The 19,444-nt window shown below is 36.0% G+C and carries 14 protein-coding genes; 9 read left to right on the top strand and 5 right to left on the bottom strand.

Annotated elements, in window-relative coordinates; all coding sequences use genetic code 11:
- Nucleotides 1-81 precede the first annotated feature (81 nt).
- Both NQ095_RS19420 and NQ095_RS19415 read right to left on the bottom strand, forming a co-directional pair.
- A complete protein-coding gene (locus tag NQ095_RS19420) occupies nt 82-408 on the bottom strand; it encodes a hypothetical protein (protein ID WP_258265092.1) in 327 nt (108 codons plus the stop codon).
- A 208-nt stretch (nt 409-616) separates the two neighbouring features.
- Nucleotides 617-745 carry a hypothetical protein gene (locus NQ095_RS19415; protein ID WP_258265091.1) on the bottom strand — a complete coding sequence of 43 codons (129 nt, stop codon included), beginning with the start codon at nt 743-745 and terminating at the stop codon, nt 617-619.
- 198 nt (nt 746-943) lie between these two features.
- Between NQ095_RS19415 and NQ095_RS19410 the strand changes: the two genes are divergently transcribed.
- On the top strand, nt 944-1,825 hold the full coding sequence (locus NQ095_RS19410; RefSeq protein WP_258265090.1) for a helix-turn-helix domain-containing protein: 882 nt from the start codon (nt 944-946) through the stop codon (nt 1,823-1,825).
- A 228-nt stretch (nt 1,826-2,053) separates the two neighbouring features.
- Here NQ095_RS19410 and NQ095_RS19405 read toward each other — a convergent pair whose 3' ends face one another.
- Nucleotides 2,054-5,419 carry a S8 family peptidase gene (locus tag NQ095_RS19405; protein ID WP_258265089.1) on the bottom strand — a complete coding sequence of 1,122 codons (3,366 nt, stop codon included), beginning with the start codon at nt 5,417-5,419 and terminating at the stop codon, nt 2,054-2,056.
- Between the two features lie 229 nt (nt 5,420-5,648).
- The gene (locus NQ095_RS19400; protein WP_258265088.1) at nt 5,649-6,713 is read right to left on the bottom strand and encodes a C40 family peptidase; all 1,065 of its coding nucleotides are present in this window, start codon (nt 6,711-6,713) and stop codon (nt 5,649-5,651) included.
- A 299-nt stretch (nt 6,714-7,012) separates the two neighbouring features.
- Here NQ095_RS19400 and NQ095_RS19395 point away from each other — a divergent pair, with 299 nt between their 5' ends.
- Nucleotides 7,013-8,131: a glycosyltransferase gene (locus NQ095_RS19395; protein ID WP_258265087.1), complete on the top strand. Its 1,119-nt coding sequence runs from the start codon at nt 7,013-7,015 to the stop codon at nt 8,129-8,131.
- Between the two features lie 53 nt (nt 8,132-8,184).
- On the top strand, nt 8,185-9,243 hold the full coding sequence (locus tag NQ095_RS19390; RefSeq protein ID WP_258265086.1) for a glycosyltransferase: 1,059 nt from the start codon (nt 8,185-8,187) through the stop codon (nt 9,241-9,243).
- 135 nt (nt 9,244-9,378) lie between these two features.
- Here NQ095_RS19390 and NQ095_RS19385 read toward each other — a convergent pair whose 3' ends face one another.
- On the bottom strand, nt 9,379-11,952 hold the full coding sequence (locus NQ095_RS19385) for an SH3 domain-containing protein (protein ID WP_258265085.1): 2,574 nt from the start codon (nt 11,950-11,952) through the stop codon (nt 9,379-9,381).
- Nucleotides 11,953-12,230: 278 nt separating this feature from the next.
- On the opposite strand from NQ095_RS19385, the gene NQ095_RS19380 reads away from it, so the two are divergent.
- The 6 genes from NQ095_RS19380 to NQ095_RS19355 all read left to right on the top strand — a co-directional run bounded on the left by NQ095_RS19380 (nt 12,231) and on the right by NQ095_RS19355 (nt 19,327).
- Nucleotides 12,231-13,340: a DegT/DnrJ/EryC1/StrS family aminotransferase gene (locus tag NQ095_RS19380; RefSeq protein WP_258265084.1), complete on the top strand. Its 1,110-nt coding sequence runs from the start codon at nt 12,231-12,233 to the stop codon at nt 13,338-13,340.
- Between the two features lie 78 nt (nt 13,341-13,418).
- A complete protein-coding gene (locus NQ095_RS19375) occupies nt 13,419-14,150 on the top strand; it encodes a GumC domain-containing protein (RefSeq protein ID WP_258265083.1) in 732 nt (243 codons plus the stop codon).
- Complete coding sequence (locus NQ095_RS19370) at nt 14,147-15,157, top strand: Gfo/Idh/MocA family protein (RefSeq protein ID WP_258265082.1); 1,011 nt, start codon at nt 14,147-14,149, stop codon at nt 15,155-15,157. The genes NQ095_RS19375 and NQ095_RS19370 overlap by 4 nt, the downstream gene beginning before the upstream one ends.
- Nucleotides 15,158-15,188: 31 nt before the next feature.
- A complete protein-coding gene (locus NQ095_RS19365; RefSeq protein ID WP_258265081.1) occupies nt 15,189-16,502 on the top strand; it encodes a nucleotide sugar dehydrogenase in 1,314 nt (437 codons plus the stop codon).
- A gap of 16 nt (nt 16,503-16,518) precedes the next feature.
- Nucleotides 16,519-17,940: an oligosaccharide flippase family protein gene (locus NQ095_RS19360; protein WP_258265080.1), complete on the top strand. Its 1,422-nt coding sequence runs from the start codon at nt 16,519-16,521 to the stop codon at nt 17,938-17,940.
- A 1-nt stretch (nt 17,941) separates the two neighbouring features.
- On the top strand, nt 17,942-19,327 hold the full coding sequence (locus NQ095_RS19355) for an O-antigen polymerase (protein WP_258265079.1): 1,386 nt from the start codon (nt 17,942-17,944) through the stop codon (nt 19,325-19,327).
- Nucleotides 19,328-19,444 lie beyond the last annotated feature (117 nt).

Genomic DNA, 19,444 nt, shown 5'->3' with positions numbered 1-19,444 from the left:
TTCCTGAAGCTTTTTATTTATATTGCCGAACCGCGATCATATCCCACCTAGCACTCCATTAGGAGCGGGCTTTCTATAAAATCAATTGCTGACACTCTCACTATTCATCTCATAACCACAATGAACTTCTGCCATTCCGATCACCTTCAGAAAGTGTCTCATCTTCTTCATGCTTACCTCACCAAGCTCACCCACCACATCATACCGATCAATGACTGCACACTTTTCGATTGAGGTTGAAGTACCAACTTGGGACTTACGATACTTCACCTGGTTATTCATAACATACGTTGAAACCATGGCTTCTCCGACTTTACAATCACCTTTTGAAAATTCAAAATGGAACTGGATCGACATATCCATATCCGAGTATAGAGGATTTACTTTCATGCTTATGCTTTGCATCATGAAGCCCCCTTTCTTATATTGTATTTTCATCCTATCACGCCTGACGAGAATGTGTATTTTGGCTCATAAATGCGTAGGAGCTGAAATTCATTAATTTAATGGGTAAAACGTTTTCTTTTCTTTTCTATCATAACTCTAAGCATATTCCTATAAGAATATTATCCAAAAGAAAAAAACTTCCTGAATGCAGGAAGCTTTAACATGGTGATTAATATTGAGTTGGAAGTTCAACTTTTTGAATTTGTACATTTGCAGTTTCAGTATCGTTAGTAGCAAGCCCTGCAATACCAAAAAGAAGAACCGATGCTGTTAAAATTGTAAGAAAACGTCTTTTCATAGGACTTTCCTCCCTTTCTTGTTCGAATCAATGTTCGGTAAAATAAAAGAAATATCTGTTATAATAATTAAAACACATATTAACATTTTGTACATTCTGAATATGGTGTCAAATTACCTAATTAAAAAGCCTATTATTAGGCTTTTCATTTGATTTCTTCAAAAATATAACTCTAGGCATATTTAGGGGTGGATTTATATGGATTTTAAAGCAGTGGGAAACAAAATAAAAGAGTTGAGAAAAACCAGTGGTCTTTCTCAAGAAGATCTTGCACAAGGGATATGTACACAAGCGCAGATCAGTAAAATCGAAAAAGGAGATGTCTATCCTTACGCTTCTACATTGTATCAAATTTCTCAGAAGTTGGGTGTAGATGTGAACTACTTTTTTGATATCGGGACAACTCCACGGCTAGATTACTTTCAGGAAGTATTCCAACAGCTCCAGATACTCCGCAGAAATGGGAAATATGAAGAAATGATGGATATTGTAAAAGCTGAAATAGATAATCCGTTATTTTCACAAAACAACAAAAACCTACAGTTGTTGCTATGGCATAAAGGAATCTATTTATATGAAGTAAAGAAAGATTTGAGTAAATCAGTTGATACTCTAAAAAAAGCCATCCATCTCACCCATAGCAAGGGGAAAATTTTGCTTGAGCGAGAATTAGAAATTTTCTTGGCATTGGGGGCAATTTATGTTAAAGAAGACATTAATAAAGCGCTAGAGGTTTTTGAGGAAGTCAAGGATCATCTTCAGCTTCTTCCCCATTTGAATGATTATAAAATAAAAACACGACATTATTATCATATTACGAGGGTGTTAACTCGTCTAAACAGACAGGAAGAATCAAATAAATATTGTGAAGATGGGATAAAATGGTGCCTGCATAAAGATAGTTTATTCCTATTAGGTGAGTTACATTATCAAATAGGATATAACATGGAGCTGATGAATAAACCTGAGGAAGCCGTCAAGTTTATGAAAAAAGCAATCATCGTTTTTGAACTTCAACAAGATACCAAACACATACAATTCATTAAAAACAGAATTAAGGAACTAAGTGCATTGATTTAATGAAAGATATTCACAGGATGTTTTTTATTATTTGCAGATGAAATTGTATGTACTTTCACTAAAGCTTTTTTGGTCTAAATGTCACTTATGATTTTGAATAGAGTATTATGAATCACGTTAGTCAATTAGAGAAATTCCGGCTTGAACAGTAGGTTCAAATAACAAAAAGCTCCCGAATTCTATCAAGAATCGGGAGCTTTTTATTATAACCACTAAAGAGGTTACTCACTATTTAACAATGACCTTCTTCATCTTACTCACATTCCCCGCCCTATCCTTAGCAGTAACATATAAAGCAGTTCTCTCCTTCTGAGTTTTGATTTTCATTGTGAAAGACCCTTTACTGTTTGCTTTGGCTGTACCCAGCGTTTTAGATTTGGCTTTTATCGTAACGACAGCATAAGGTTCTGTTTTTCCTGTCACGGTTTTGCTCTTTGTTGTAACAGTATTTACTTTAGGTGTTCCTGGGGCGGTTTTATCACTTACGGTCAGATTGGTGCCCTTACTGATATTTCCCGCAGCATCCTTCGCTGTCACAATCACAGTGGTCCCTGCTTTTTGTTTCTTGATCTTTAAGGTGAACAGACCTTTAGAGCTGGCCTTGGCTGTTGCGATTTGCTTTCCTTTAACTTTTGCCACCACATAAGCATTGGCTTCAGTCGTTCCCGAAATGGATATACTTGCATCACTGACCGCCTTTACTTTAGGTGCTGCAGGAGGGGTCCTGTCAATGACTTTCAGGGTGGTTCCCTTACTGATATTACCGGCAGCATCTTTCGCCGTGACAACCACTGTGGAGCCTGCTTTTTGTTTCTTGATTTTCAAGGTGAACAGACCTTTAGAGCTGGCCTTGACCGCTGCGATTTGCTTCCCATTCACTTTGGCTGTCACTGTAGAAGATGCTTCGGCAGATCCAGTGATGCTGGTGCTTAGATCACTGATGGCATTCACCTTTGGAGTAGTAGGGGCGATGACATCGGCAACGACCACTTTTACCTCGGAGCTTTCTTTATAGCCATCGAGAACCGTTACATATAACGTAGAATACTCTTTTTGTTTAGGAATCTTTATGCTGAAGTCACCTTCGTCATTCACGATTCCTGAGGCAATGATTTTTCGTGATGAATCCTTGACCGTTACTTTCAAGTTTGGTTCTGCACTTCCCGAGACCGAAGTGGACAGGTTGGTCAGTTTGTTTACGTAAGGTTTATTTGGTGCTTTTTCTACTATTTTTTTAATCGATGTGGAAGCGTCCTGATTCGAGATAATGACATCAAGGATTTGATCGGCTTTTTGAACAGGGATCGTGATGCTGAATGTACCCGATTTCGCTGAACTGATTCCTAATTGCTTCGTTCCGTTCATAATTTTGATAGTTGACCCGGTTTTGGCTGAACCTGTCACTTTCGTTTGGTTGTTTAAGATCGGTTTCACCTTTGCTGAGAGCTCCACAGCGCTGACGGCACTATAGGCGTTCATACGACCCCATCCGGAAATGGCATCATAACCCGGTACAACCTCTTCAATTGGATATTCAGGATCTTCTTCATAATATTCATCTTCATAGACATATGGATTATCTTGTTCATCGAATGAGACGTCTTTGGACGTTTCCGTTAATATCTTCTCTACTTCTGCAGGCTTTAGATTCGGGTTCTGTGACAATAGTAAACCAGCTACTGCAGACACATGAGGCGTTGCCATGGACGTCCCGCTCATATACGTGACATTGCCATCAGGTAAAAGGGCCGGGATGTCTGAACCGGGTGCGACAAGGTCAAGCCCCTTTCCATAGTTGGAAAAGTCGGATACGATGTCCAGACGATTCGTAGAACCGACTGCAATCGCATATTTGGAAGATGCAGGGTACGATAGTTCTTCCATTCCATCGTTTCCACTTGCAGCGACAATCGCCACGCCTTTCGAGCTTGCGTATTGCATGGCATATTCGATTGTACGGCTATACGGTCCGCCAAGGCTCAGGTTAAGGACCTTTGCCCCTTGATCAGCTGCGTACATGATTCCGTAAGCGATTTGTTCTGTATCGCCACTGCCGCCGCTATCAAGGACTTTGATTGGAAGAATCTTAACAAATGGATTAATTCCTGCAATCGAATAATAATTATCTGAATTTGCCGTTATGATGGATGAAACATGAGTCCCGTGTCCGTTGTCATCCATTGTGTTGTCAGAACGGTCCACAAAGTTTTTCCCTTTTTCCACGAGTACTTTGTCAGAAAGGTCGGCTAACGTGTGGTCAACGCCAGTGTCAGCAACGGCAATGATAGTTGGTTCAAGGGTTTTCCCGTTCAACAATGTTTTCATCGGCTCAAATCCTATGTCACCGGAAATCATATCGTTGTTTTTCAATGACCACTGGTATGGATATTGACTATCAGCGGACAATGCCTGATAGGTCTGAACAGGTTCCACGAATTCTACTTCAGGGAGCTTGGCAAGCTGTTGCATAGCTTTGGTGGAGCTGGCTGCATACTTACCGTCCTGATCTTCTAGATTCACGACTACAAGGTTTTCAGAAGTATCCTTGCCTTGAGATAAGGCTTTCGTTGATTGAACCCCGTAGGTTTTCATTTTAGACAATGCCGCGGTCTGAGACTTTCCGTCCTTGATTTTAACAATCAATCTGGAAGGGTCAGATGTGCTTGTAGTCACTAAACCGGCTTTTGTTATGACTTGAGAAACAGATGAATTCGCAAGGGATGAAATATCCACCTTATTTGTCACGTTTTCAAGTTGTTTTTGCAGAGAGTCAGGCGCGGACTCATACGCAATGGTATAAAGGTTCTGAATGGCTTTCTGTTCACTTGAAGAAATCGTATAGGAACTGAATTCTCCATTTTTGGCTGTGTCAGCCAATAAACCTTTTAATGTCACGAGATCGGCGTAAACCGTTTCACGCGTATTTTTGCTAAAGATCATTTTGGAACTGATGAAAGGAGCTGTTTTATAGTATAGAGAGGTCAACTCTTTTCCATTATCCGTATTGGATAAGAGAGATTGCCTTATCGTACGTAGATCTTGTAAAATGGCTTTTCCATTCGCTCTTTCCTTCGTACTTAGTTCAGCCGGACACTCCTCCCCAATGATCCCGTTGGATGGGGGAAGGGAGACACCATCATAGGTGATGGTATAGGAGATCTGATCTGTTTCGATCTCCTCTTCAACTGTTTCCTCCACATAAGATTCCACTTTAAGATAATATGGTCCCGTCCAGGAAATCGGAAAGTCCACAGAGGCGGTTTCATCTGAATAAGAATAAGCTCTATATTGATCAAACGTTTGATCATTCGTAGCATTTTCCAGACTGGAGTAGACAGTCAAATTGACTTCTTCCTCAGATTGAAGTTTAATCCGGAAATGAGTGAAGCTTTCAATGCTTTCTTCCGAAGGGGTGATCGTATACCAATGGACATGTTCGTCCTGATTAAAGCTCTTGTTCTTCACTTCTGAAAGCAGCAATGGTTCTTCTTCAATTACGCTTCTTTCTTGAGCATGTGTTTCAGGGACTTGCGAAAGGCACAGACTGTACATCATCATGATAACTAGTAAACTTTTAAATACCTTTTTCCCCATAATATCCTCCATCGTCTAATAGAATAGTAAAATCAATTAATTAAACCATATTTAAGATTGATTTGGAATATATTTCATGTAGCCCTGAAATAAATATTATTCTACAAAATGTGAAAACAGAGATAATAAAAAAACCGTGGCGTAGAACTACGCCACGGTTCACACTGCCAATTAGTACATTTCCATTTAGCTGTTGGGAACATACTACAAAGTAGTGGTATATCAAATTTTACAAATCATAAAAGCGTTTAAAACCATCAAGCTTAGATTTCCAATATGAATTACTTAAACTGGTAATCTCCACCCCATTATCACCGGCGTGAATAAACTTATTGTCTCCAACATAAATACCTAAGTGAGAAATTCCTTTTTTGTATGTATTTTCGAAAAAGACGAGGTCTCCAATGGCTGGTTTATTCACATAATAAGAACGATTGTAATAGCCTTCACTGGATGTGCGGGTCACTTTCACACCACTCTTATTGAATGCGTAGTAAATGAAGCCGCTGCAATCGAAGCCAGAGGTTGTAGAACCACCCCATACGTACGGGATGCCAAGCTGTGCTTTTGCGTGAGAAAGGAGCGTACTTGCATTGAAAGACGGATTACTCTCTTCGTTAGGTGTCACATTTTCCGTTGGTTGTGCTGGTTTTGAGGCTTGTGATTTTCCAACTTTCAATACCTGTCCAACATAGATTAGATCACTAGAGAGGTTATTTAGGCGCTTAATATCTTGAACAGAAATATCGGATCTTAGGCTGATATGGGATAAAGTGTCCCCGGATTTAACCGTATATGTACTTGAGCTTCCCTGTTTAGATGGTGTAGAGGGAGCAGGTTTATTCGAATTACTGCTACCTTGCGTACCAGAATGAGTACCTTCACTAACGACAAGTGCCTGTCCTGGATAAATCAAATGAGTATTAATGTTATTCCATTTCTGCAATTCTGCAAGAGTAATAGAATGCTTGTAAGCGATGGCGCTAAGTGTATCTCCAGACTTTACTATGTATTCTTTAGCAGATCCGGTTTGAACAGGTGGTGCAGAATTGGAAGGTGTTGCGGCAGGCTTGTCCATTTGAACAGTGTCTACCTTAAGTAATTGATTGGGAAAAATCAAATCGGATTTCAGTTTGTTTAAATCTTTAAGAGTAGCAACGGACGTATCATACTTAATGGCGATGGACCAAAGAGAGTCACCGGACTCGACTTTATGGGAACTGGCAGCGGCAGAAGCGACAAATGTTGTAGAGAGGACGGCGGTAGTAGCGACGGTAACTAGTGTTTTTTTCACTTGTTTTTCTCCTTTTTTCTCAATACTTGAGTCGATTGGTATATTATAATGTCATTTTATCACATATTTATATAAGTTTAGGGAAAATATTTTGAAAGTTCATAATAGAATTCTATAATATATAGAATTCATACCATTCCTATAATCTAAAGTGTATCTCAGGGATTAAAAATTTCAAAAAGTGGAAAGTCATAACATACAGTTGATGACAAATAAAATAAATGAAATAATGTAATACTATAAAGACTTACCTGCTCTTGGTGAGAACTTAGACAATACGGAGAAATAATGAGGTATGAATGATGAAAAAAATAATAGTTTATTATCCATTTGAGAAAAGAGACCTTACTAGCGGGTCATCAGTTAGACCTGTAAAGTTGTTGAATTCTTTCAAGGCATTTGGGGAAGAAGTAGGGTTTGAAATAATTGAAATTTTTGGTTCCTCCAAATCCAGAAAGGAAAGAACGGAATATATCTATTCCCAAGTCGATCCGGAACAAATCATATACTGTTATATGGAAAACTCGACAATACCTATTTGGTTATCTAATAAAAATCATATACCTACTCATCCATTAGTTGATTTGAAATTCTTAAAATACCTGAAAAAACAAAAAATTCCGTTAGGTCTTTTTTATAGAGATATTTATTGGAAGTTTGATGAACTTTATAAGTTAAGCTCCCCTCAAAGACAGATTATGCAAACGTTATTTAAAGTTGAATTGAGTATGTATAAAAAATATGCTTCAATATTCTATTTACCCAGTTTGCAAATGGGTAAATATTTAAATTTAGAAAGAAAGAACGTATATTCATTGCCACCCGGAGGAGAGGACTATTTAAGTAAAGTTGGCAAAACATACTCTAGCCCGTTAAAAGCGATCTATGTAGGTGGTATACATCCGCGATATGGAGTATATGAGATGCTTGAAGCTTTATCAATTATAAATGAACCAAAAAAGAAAATTGAGTTGACCTTTATTATTCGAGAAGCAGAAAAAGAAAAATATAAAGAGAAACTTGAAAAGTATCAAAATCAGACCTGGTTATCAATTAAACATGCATCTGGATCTGAATTGGAGCCTTACTATTTAGAAAGTCATTTTGGCATTGTGCCAATAAAGAAGGATTATTATAATGATTTTGCAATTGCTGTGAAAATGTTTGAATATTTATCTTATGGTCTACCTATGATTGTTTCAAATTGTGAAGCACAAAGTGAAATTGTAGAGAAAGCAAATTTTGGTATCATTCAAACTAGTACAACGGAAGGCTTTTTAAAAGGATTCAATGAAATTTTAAATGAAGAGAAGTTCAATACGTTGCAAGTTAATGCAAAGAGAAGTCTTCTGGAAGAGCACTTGTGGAAACATAGAGTAGAGAAGATTCATAAAACTTTGATGGAGTTGAGAAACTGAAAATGAAGGTGCTAATACTAACTCAGGCCTATCCTTCGCCAGATAGCCAATATATGATGAATTATGTGCACACAAGAAATAAATATTACGCAAGTGAGGGTATTAACTTTAAAGTTTTAAGTTTCGATACCGATAGATCCTATATTTATGATGGAATAGAAGTGATAAGTGAATATGATTTTCACCAATTACATTCACAAAATGAATTGGATTTGATCATTAGCCATGCACCAAATCTTAGAAACCATTTAAGGTTTTTAAAAAAGAAAGAGGTTAAATATAAAAAGCTTCTATTCTTTTTTCATGGGCATGAAGTACTCATCAAGTCTCATTATTATCCAAAGCCATATAATTATGTTAAAAGAAAGCCTTTGAATGAACTCACTCAACTCCTTTATGATCATGTTAAAGTAAAATTTTTAGGTTCATTTTTCAGGGAAAGGCTAAAAGAAAATCATGCGTCTTTAATATTTGTTAGTCAATGGATGAAAGATGCTTTTATGGATAATATTAATATTGATAGAAAATTAGTGGACAACAATTGTTATATTATCCACAACTCTCTAAATAAGGAATTTATTGAGACTTCTTATAATTTCGACTCAACAAAAAAGGCAGACTTTATTACCGTCAGGCCGTTTGATCAATCTAAATATGCAATTGATGTTGTAGTTAAATTAGCAGAGGAAAACCCTCAGTTTACGTTCCATGTCTATGGTAAGGGTGACTATTTCAAACATAATCTTAAACCGAAAAATCTTGAAGTTTTTTATGAATTCTTTACGCCAGAGCAGCTATCGAACCTATTAGATCATTATAGATGCGCGATCATGCCGACTAGACTAGACGCCCAAGGAGTAATGATGTGCGAAATGGCTGCATATGGAATCCCAGTAATTACTTCAAACCTATCTATTTGTAAAGAAATGGTGAGTGATTATGGCAACACTTATTTTATCGATAATGACCAAGCAGCTATTAATTTAGAAAAAATAATGGGAAAATTCGATAAAACTACAAGTCCTGAAACCCTAAAGAAGAAATTTTCAAGTCGGAATACTTATTATCGAGAAGTAGAAGTGATAAAAGAAATTATTAATAATAAACCTTAATTCGTTTTGGAACTAATCATTTAGGTTAAGTATGACTTATATAGTTTCTCTAATTATTATAAATTTCAATAATAAAAAGCACTCTATAGGTAGAGAGATGATTAATCTCTACGCTACAGGGTGCTTCTTTGTTAATTACTCAAAATAGCTTATTAATCCGTTAATGATACCGTCTGTTGCGTTATCTTGGAAATTGGATGTTTGAACCTCGTATTCATCATGCATATTGGACAAAAACCCCAGTTCTACAAGGATACTCGGTCTGCTATTCTCTCTGATTACATGGAAGTCTCCAAACTTTATATCTCTATCATAAAAACCGGTGTGGTTGATAATGTTTTGTTGTACGACGAGAGCAAGGCTTTTGTCTACAAATTGATTGTAATAATAAGTTTCTATACCGTTTGGAAGAGTACTAGTATTCATATTGTAATGAATACTAACAAATGCATCTGCCGCATTCTGTTTGCTGATAGTGGCTCTTTCACTTAATTCTAAAAAGACATCAGTGCTTCTGGTCAATATGACATTTGCACCATGATTTCTTAATTTTTCTGCTAATAGGTTTGCAGTAGTAAGATTTAGACTCTTTTCAAATACTCTTGTATACCTGCCGATGGCACCTGAGTCATGGCCGCCATGTCCTGCGTCAATGACAATGGTTTTCCCCAGAATCGAAGTATTCCCTCTTTCTGAAAGAATAATAGAAGAGGAAGGGGCCCATCCATATTGGCTATTTAATTTTATATAATAATAGCCTTCTACTTCCCGAATGATATCGATGATCATTCCTTTGTTTATAACGCCTATCGAAGTGGAATTTGAACCTTGATCTTTCGTCACTGTAATATTATCAGATATGGAAATTCCTTTTACTATAGGAAGATCTGTTCCTGTTTCGATATGACTGTGGTAAATCCAGCCAATCATATTATTCATTTTTACTTTGTACCAACCATTTAATTCCTCAATAACCGTAAACTCAACCCCGCTTGAGAGGACTGTTTCTATATTCTCTCTCGTACTTGGCTTCTCATATATTACGACGTTAGCAGCATTTGTAATTTGTTCTTTGAAGATAATATTCTTATATGTCCACCCTTTTTTACCTGCTGAATCAACTAGATACCAACCATTAATTTCTCCCAAGACAGCTACTTCAGAATTACCTGGTATTGTATAAATGATATTCTGTCTGGTGCTCGGTTTATCATACATATAGGTGGGGCTTTCCGTGGAAATTATGGCTTGTTTATTAACAGGATTAAGAGTTACATTACTGTTGTCATCTATGTGAGTAGAATAAACCCAACCAGAGTAATCCTTTGTTTCAATCTGATACCAACCATTAATTTCTCTTATAATTATGAAATCGGTTCCTTTATTCAATACATTGACAATGGTTTGTCGCGTACTGGGTTTATTATATAAATTGGCTCCGTTAGAAGTTACTTTCTGGTGAATGGGAAGTAGACCTTGGTAAACCCATCCTGTGATGTCACCTGAAGATATATTGCACCAACCATTAATTTCCTTATGAACTTTTACTATATCATCCTTTTTTAAGGATGATATAGTAGAAGATCGGGTGCTGGCTTTATTATAAACGTTTAGAGTTTCAGGGAGAACGATAGATTGATCATAAGTAGGAATGATTACTGGACTACCGTTGTACACGTGACTTGAATAAACCCAACCTTCAGTGTTCCCACCAGAAACGAAGTACCAGCCATTAAGTTCTTGTTCAATTATTAGTGGATTCCCCTTTTGAAACATCCCTATTTTTGGAATATTTACAGAGGGTTTAGGGTATATATAGACGGTTGGCCCAAGGACCGTTATTTCCGAATAAAGGACCCCCCTATAAACCCATCCCTGTCCCTGATTGCTATCAATGTAGAACCAGTTCTGGATATTATAAAGGACCTTTACAGGTGTGTCTTTTTGTAAGGAGAACGAGCTACCTGAACTGGAACTCGGTTGATCAAAGACCGTTTGAAGGTCATTTTTGATTATTGCTTTCTTATTCAACACGTTTTTAACCACCGGACTGCCTTCGGTTATATGGCTTGAATATATCCATCCTGAAGCATCATCACTTTCTATCCAATACCATCCGTTAATTTCTTGTTTTATAGTAATTGAATCCCCTTTGGTTAAACCACCAATCACGACTGATCGGGTGCTTGCCATTTCATATACATTCACATGATCGCCAACAATTTCAATTAATTCAGGACTGTCTGATAAACCTTCATAAATCCATCCTTGAAAGGAAGAAGAAGTAATATGATACCATCCATTTACCCATTTATTAATCATCACATTTTCTGAAGAACTTGTGCTATATGTAATGGCAGAGTGAGTGCTTGGATTACTATAAACATTAGTATCGCTACCAATATACGATTGATAGGGAATTTGTTTCTCTACTAACCATGAAGCAATCCATCCTACTTTCCCATCAGGCAATTTTACATTGTACCAATCATTACTTTCGCCAAGAATGACAACAAATTCATTAGCAGATAATTGATCAATCCTCGAGGAATTAATATCACTTTGCTCTCTTACGTTAACGAAATCATCAGTAATTCGACCGTAAGTCAGGCTGTCGGCACTTACTGAAGTAAAACAAACGAAAAATCCATATAGTAGAACCGAGAAATAAAGAGACAAGAGTTTAAATGTAGTGCTTTTAATTGTCATTACCTCCAAAAATTAGTTTACAAAATATATATCGTACAAATTTCGGAAAAATGAAGTGGAATATAAAGGAATTTACAGAGGGTGCTTAAGAGGGGTTAGAGTAGTCAGTTTCCTATACTGAAAAGTGAAATATATTCCTTATTGACGTTAAAACACGAAGATTACATTATAACAAGTAAAAATGTTTTTTTACATTCGTTTTTCAAAGCTTTTGTATTTATTGTAATTATGGTATTATATCAACGAATTAAAAGTTATCTCAAAGGAGAAGATTAATTGTGAATGTTCCAATGTTGGATCTAAAAGAGCAATATTCATATTTAAGGGATGAAGTTTTAGAAAACTTAGATAAAGTCATGTCATCATCCAGATTTATTTTGGGTGAAAACGTAAAAAAAATAGAAAATGATATAGCAGATTATTCGAATGTTGCAAGAGGAGTAGGAGTTGCGAATGGGAGCGATGCCCTTCATATTGCGTTACAAGCATGTGGGGTAAAGCAGAATGATGAAGTGATCACCACTCCATTTACTTTCTTTGCTACTGCAGGAGCCATAGCGAGAGCCGGGGCAAAACCTGTATTCGTAGACATAGACCCTAAAACATTTAACATAGATCCGTCTAAAATTGAAGAAGCAATAACTGAAAATACAAAAGCGATTCTTCCTGTTCACTTATATGGACAGACGTCAGACATGGATCCGATCAAAGAGATTGCCGAAAAGCATAGTTTACATGTAGTTGAAGATGCTGCACAAGCAATTGGTGCCAAATATAAAGGGAAGATGGTCGGAGAACTGGGAGACGCGGCATGTTATAGTTTCTTTCCTACCAAAAACCTTGGCGCATATGGAGATGCAGGGATGATTGTGACCGATTCAGAAGAGTTGGCAGACAGTATGAGTGTCATAAGGGTACATGGAAGTAAACCAAAGTATTATCATCATGTACTTGGTTATAATAGTAGATTGGATGAGATGCAAGCGGCCATTTTAAATGTAAAGTTTAAACACATCGACAGCTGGATTGAAAAAAGACGCCAGCTTGCTCGAAACTATACAGAACTCGTCAGTGAATTAAACCTTGATATTGTTACGCCAGAAGAAGAGAATGATCGTTTCCATGTTTTCCATCAATATACCATCAGAACAAACAAACGTGATGAATTGCAGAAGTTTTTATCTGATAGAGGAGTACAAACAATGATTTACTATCCTCTACCATTGCATATTCAACCAGTATTTTCAGATCTTGGATATAAAGAAGGGGATTTCCCTGAAGCGGAAAAAGCAGCAAAAGAAGCTATTTCATTACCGATGTTCCCTGAATTGAAAATTGAACAACAGGAATATGTAGTTTCCCAAATTAAAGAGTTTTTTAATCAATAAGAAGATTCTAAACAAAACATCCTATAAAAAGTATTTCTTTATGGGATGTTTTGTTGCAGTATAATTTTGGAGGTTCACATGAAAAAAAACAATTATGTTTTTTATGAATACCTGCATTTTTTTTGGAGAAAAAAGGTTATATTCTTTTTAATACCTTTAGTTGTGGCTTTGGGTACTGTTATGTTCACTTTAACAAAAGATGATGTTTATAAAGGTGAAATAACTGTCTACACTTCTTCTATTGGAATAAATGACTTGACGCACCCTGACCTTATTCAATCAAAATTCAGTGGAAAAGTCAGTGAAATAGGTGTAGATAATTTTAATGTCAGTGCTACTACCGGGAGAGTGTTATTTTCCTTTAAAGATCCTGATAAGGACCAGATAAAGGAAGCTATTGATATTATTGAAAAAAACTATTTAAAAGATTTAAATGAGGAATATTCCAATAGGAAGAGGCATCTTGAATCGGCAATTGAATCCTATGAGAAGGCGGATAAGATGCTTCAGATTAGAACTGATTTTTTAGAAAGAAAAGTTCAACAGGGAACGTTAACTTCAGATGAATTACAGGAATCTAACTATCTTTCAGGAAAATCAGATTTTCAATTCATTGAAGATATGAAAATGACTAAGATGGAACTCGATGAGCTTGACGATCCCAAGGTTTTGTCAAGTTCTATCACAAAAAGTAACAACTTCATAATAAGCAATTTGATCACTTCAGTACTCATAGGGTTTATTTTTTCTACTTTGATACTCATGTTATGGAAATATATTTTAGATGCACGAAAGGAGAATGACCTTTGATAGGATTTGCAATAGTGGGTATTGGCCACATTTCTAAAAAACATATAGATGCCATTCATCATAGCTCAGATGCTAAGTTAGTAGCTATTTGTGACAATAATTCAGCTCGATTAGAGGAATTTAAGGATAAATATAACTGTTACACCGACCTGGAAGAAATGTTGGAGAAACAAAAAGATTTAGACGTAGTAAACATTTGTGTTCCTTCCGGTTTGCATTCAACCATGACTAAATTATGTGCAAAACATGGAAAGCATGTCATTGTTGAGAAACCTATGGCTTTAAAAGAAGAAGACGCCCAGGAAATGATGAGGACATCTGAAGAATATGGAATAAAACTCTCGGTTGTTCACCCTAATCGATTTAGACCTGCTTTTATTGAGTTGAAAAAGCATATGGAAAAGGGAGATTTCGGGAAGTTAAGTCATGCAAATGCCACAGTCCGTTGGAATAGAAATCAGGAATATTATGATCAAGCACCATGGAGAGGAACGAAAGAATTCGATGGTGGTGTATTGATGAATCAAGCGATACATGATATTGATTTAATGTTATGGTTAATGGGACCTGTAAAATCTGTTCAGTCAATGGTGACGACGAGGCTGCGAGATATCGAGTCAGAAGATGTAGCTATGGCAGTTGTAGAATTTGAGAGTGGTGCATTGGGGATGATTGAGGCTGCTACAACCATTTACCCGACAAATCTGGAAGAATCATTATCCATTTTCGGTGAAAAAGCTTCTGTCAAAATTTCCGGTAAAACGGCGAACTATATTGAAACTTGGAATATGGAAGGTCTTTCAGATGATGAAACCCTTTCTATTAAAGAGAAAATAAATAATGATCCGATCGGCAAACCAGGGCATCAATGGATTATTGAAGATATGGTAAAAGCAATAAAGGAAGACACTACCCCAATTGTCAGTGGATTAGATGGATACACTCCTGTCAAGCTGATTTCGGCAATTATTGAGTCGTCTGAGAGTGGTTCAAAAGTATATTTATAATTAAACCTAATTTTAGATAGGAGAAATTCATATGAATTACGCAAATGATTTAATAAATAAAATTGATAGTAAAGAGGCTGTTATTGGAGTGGTAGGTCTTGGTTACGTCGGGTTGCCATTAGCAGTTGAAAAAGCAAAAGCAGGCTTCAGGGTAATCGGGTTCGATGTTCAACAAGCCAGAGTGGATCAAGTGAATAGTGGTGTAAATTATATCGGCGATGTGGTTGACGCGGAATTAAAGGACTTAGTCGATAAAGGTCTCCTTACTGCAACCACAGATTACCAGAAAATCAGTGAAGTGGATGCTGTAGCAATTTGTGTGCCTACACCATTAGATATATACCAACAACCAGACACATCTTATGTTGAGGCATCCACCCTGGAAATTGCAAAAAATGCACATGAAGGAATGTTGGTAGTACTAGAGTCTACCACATACCCAGGAACAACAGAAGAAATCGTTCAAACTGAACTAGAGAAGCATGGGTTTAAATGCGGAGAGAATATGTTCATCGCTTATTCTCCTGAGAGAGTTGACCCTGGAAATAAACAATTCAAAACAAAAAATACGCCTAAGGTAGTAGGTGGGATTACACAGGAGTGTACAAGGGTAGCAGCTACTTTATACAGAAGTGTTCTTGAAGGGGATGTACATGAAGTTTCCAGTCCGTCGGTGGCAGAGATGGAGAAGATTTTTGAAAACACATTCCGAAATATTAATATAGCTTTATCCAATGAAATGGCCATTCTATGTGAAAAAATGGGCATAGATGTTTGGGAAGTCATTGATGCTGCAAAAACAAAGCCATACGGTTTCATGGCATTCTACCCTGGTCCTGGACTAGGTGGACATTGCATTCCAATTGATCCATTCTACTTAACATACAAAGCAAGAGAATTCAATTATCATACCAGGTTGATTGAATTAGCCGGCGAAATCAATAATTCTATGCCTGAATTTGTAGTGAATAGAATGATGCATATCCTGAACGGTGAAAGTAAAGCTCTAAGAGGTGCTAAAATTGCCATCTTGGGTGTTGCATATAAAAAGGATATCGATGATTACAGAGAGTCTCCTGTATTACCGATACTTGATTTATTAGAAAGAGAAGGGGCGTTAACTTCTGTAGTAGATCCCCACGTCAAAATGTTCAAGATGAATGGACAGGAAAGAAAGACTGAGGACTTCAATGAAGGTATGATTGAAGAAGCTGACTTAGTATTAATAACAACTGACCATAGTGATTTTGATTATAATGTAATTTCAAATAAAGCAAAAATTGTGTTCGATACTCGGAATGCGATGAAGCATTATAAGAAACCAGAAAAATATATCAAGTTATAGTAGGGGTTAGGTAATCTTGATTGCAACGTTGAAACGCTTAGGGGGGGATTCCCTCCTATATGCACTTATGAATGTAGGAACTAAGCTAATTGCATTTTTAATGCTTCCTATCTACACCCACTATTTGAATCCGGCACAAATGGGTGCGTTTGAAATGATGGAGGCCTTAACTTCAGTCTTAACCTTCATTATAATATTTGGTACCGACAACTCTTTAGCATTCTATTTTTATGACACAGATGAACCTGATAAGCGATTGAAGTTATTCAGGGCTGGATTGCAAATACGACTAATAATTGTATTTGCAATCATCCTTCTGTTTGCGTCATTTAATGAACTAGTGGGGCAGCTCCTTTTTAACTCTCAGACTTATCAAAATGTCATTTTCCTGGGGTTGTTGGTCCTTTTATTGGATACTCTAGTTACTTTGGTTCTTACTCACTATAGATTCTCTTTTCAGGTAAGAAAAGTAGCTATTTTCACTGTGCTGAAATTGCTCATGGTGGCTATATTTTCATATTTGTTTTTACGCTTTTTTATGAACTCTGTTGACTCAATTTTTTTAGGGAGAGCTTTGGCCTCGGCAATCATCATTGTTTTCTTATTAGGTAAAATAAAAAGTTTTGTATCAATAAGATTGGATAAAAAGCTTATTCTCAAGTTAATCAAATATGGAGCGCCACTGGTACCTGCTTCTATTGCTTTCTGGGTAATCACTTTTTCTAATAGATTTTTTTTATCGCATTTTGAAACATTAAGTACGGTTGGGATTTATGGGGTCGCGATTAAATTTGCCACTGTTATCAGCTTATTGACTTCAAGTGTACAAATGGCTTGGAGACCTTACTCCATGTCCATTAAAAATAATGAAAATGCAAAAGAAACATTTGTTAACATCTTTTATTTTCTAATGATATCCGGTAATATATTCCTATTAGTTGTTTCTACCTTTGTACCTAGTATTATGGGGGTTGTAGTCTCCGGTGAGGCATATAAGGATTCTACCCATTATATTGCTTTGCTAAGTGTTGGATCGTTTTTAAGTTTCTACTATTTAATTATTTCTGTTGGCTTATTTATAACTGAAAAAACAAAGGTGCTAACAACATATGTACTAATATCTGCTGTTGGATCTGTTATCTTAAATATCCTTCTTATACCTATATTTTCTATATGGGGAGCGGTAGCATCTCTTATCATTTCTTACTTGATTGTTAACATTTTGATATTTAATAAAAGTCAGCAATTTTATAAGCTACCCACATCAGGGTTTGGTCTCCTGTTACATTTTTCATATGGTATTTCTTCAATTATTGCAATTACTTGGATTCAAGTCAAAGAATTAAATAATCTGTATATCCTATTTATATGGCTTATTTTTATCTTTGCGAGTTTTAGTACTTCATACAGCAGAATTAAACTGATTTGGAGAAGATAAAATGGTTTATATCCTTATATGGATTCTTACTTTAGGAATCTCACTCTTCTTGTTTAAGAAGAGTTCAGGAAGTCTGTCCTTATTTAAACCTAATATGCTATCAATAATCTTCTATTATTCATTTTTCTTTTCATCGTTCATAGGGGCCTTACTCATTGTCCTTGGGATTGATGATAACTATATGATTAATAGGATTAGGGATGATTCAGTCAGAGTGACAGGCTTTTACTTTATTTGTTATATAATGATTTTCACTCCCCTAACCATGTTTGTAATATCCAATCTCTTAGGATTTAAGGGCGAGAAGGAATTTAAAGAATATTTGGAAAAGCCTATTAGTGTCCAAAGAGAGGACAGTAAAGACATTAAGATGGTTTTTTCTATTACTTCGATAATATGCCTATTTGCAATCGCATATGTTACATTGAAGTTGGATAAAATCCCTATAATCGAAATGTTTAAGGGGAGTGGCAATTTAGGTGAACTTAGAATAGAAGCGTCTCATAACTTTCGTGGGAATATTTATATAAAAAATATTCTGGCTATGGGCTTAACCCCGATTTTATCATTGGTTGCTTATGCATTTGCAGTGGGGACCAAGCAATTATTTTGGAAGCTAAGTTTTGTTGTTTTATTTGCATCTTCATTGTATATTAGTATTTATGATTTGCAGAAAGCACCTATTTTCTTTTATTTGCTTATGCTCATTTTAATAAGTATTTATTTGGGGAGACTAAAACTTAATTGGAAAAAAGTTACTTTAATTGGCTTGCTGGGAGTATCATTTATTACAATTTTGTATATATTTGTCCAAAAAATAGCTATCAGTGAGTTTTTCCAATACAACACTGGACCTATAGGCAGAATCATTTTAACTCAAATTGCACCATTCTATCTTCATCTTGAATTTTTTTCGAATTATGATTTGAATGGTTCCAGCCTACCATCAATTTTTCTGGATCTTTATAATATAGAACATGTAAGGTCTGCGAGAGTGGTGATGGAAGCTTATTACCCTGAAAAAGTTCAAAGCGGCATTGCAGGTGTACTGAATACATTGTATGCAGGAGAGGCTTTTGCTAATTTCGGTTATAAAGGCATTTTATTCAGCACCTTTTACATCGGAATCTTTACTCAGTTATTATATATCCTATTTATAAGGTTACCTAAACATCCTTTTTTGTTAGCCCTATTCGTTTACTTTTCCATAAACATACCAAGGGTTATGGTCGGAGGGATTACTGAGTTTATATTTAATCCTTTTTGGTTATTCATCTTTGTATTCTTTTCCGGACTTTTAATTAGTATCACTTTTAAAAATAAAATTATTAAAGGATATAAGGGTTATCTAGGATATTTGAAAGAAGAGGAAGTACAAAAGAACTGACTTAACATGAGCGTGATATCATGTTAAGTCAGTTCTTTTTTCTTAGAAAAAAATACCAATTAATAAAAATTTTTCAATAGATTGTAAATATATGATATTATCATATTGTAACTAAAA

Origin of the sequence: Rossellomorea sp. SC111, assembly GCF_024733565.1 — a bacterium.
Classification (GTDB): Bacteria; Bacillota; Bacilli; order Bacillales; family Bacillaceae_B; genus Rossellomorea.
Note: the sequence above shows the minus strand (reverse complement) of the source record. Positions and strands in the feature narration are given on the sequence as shown.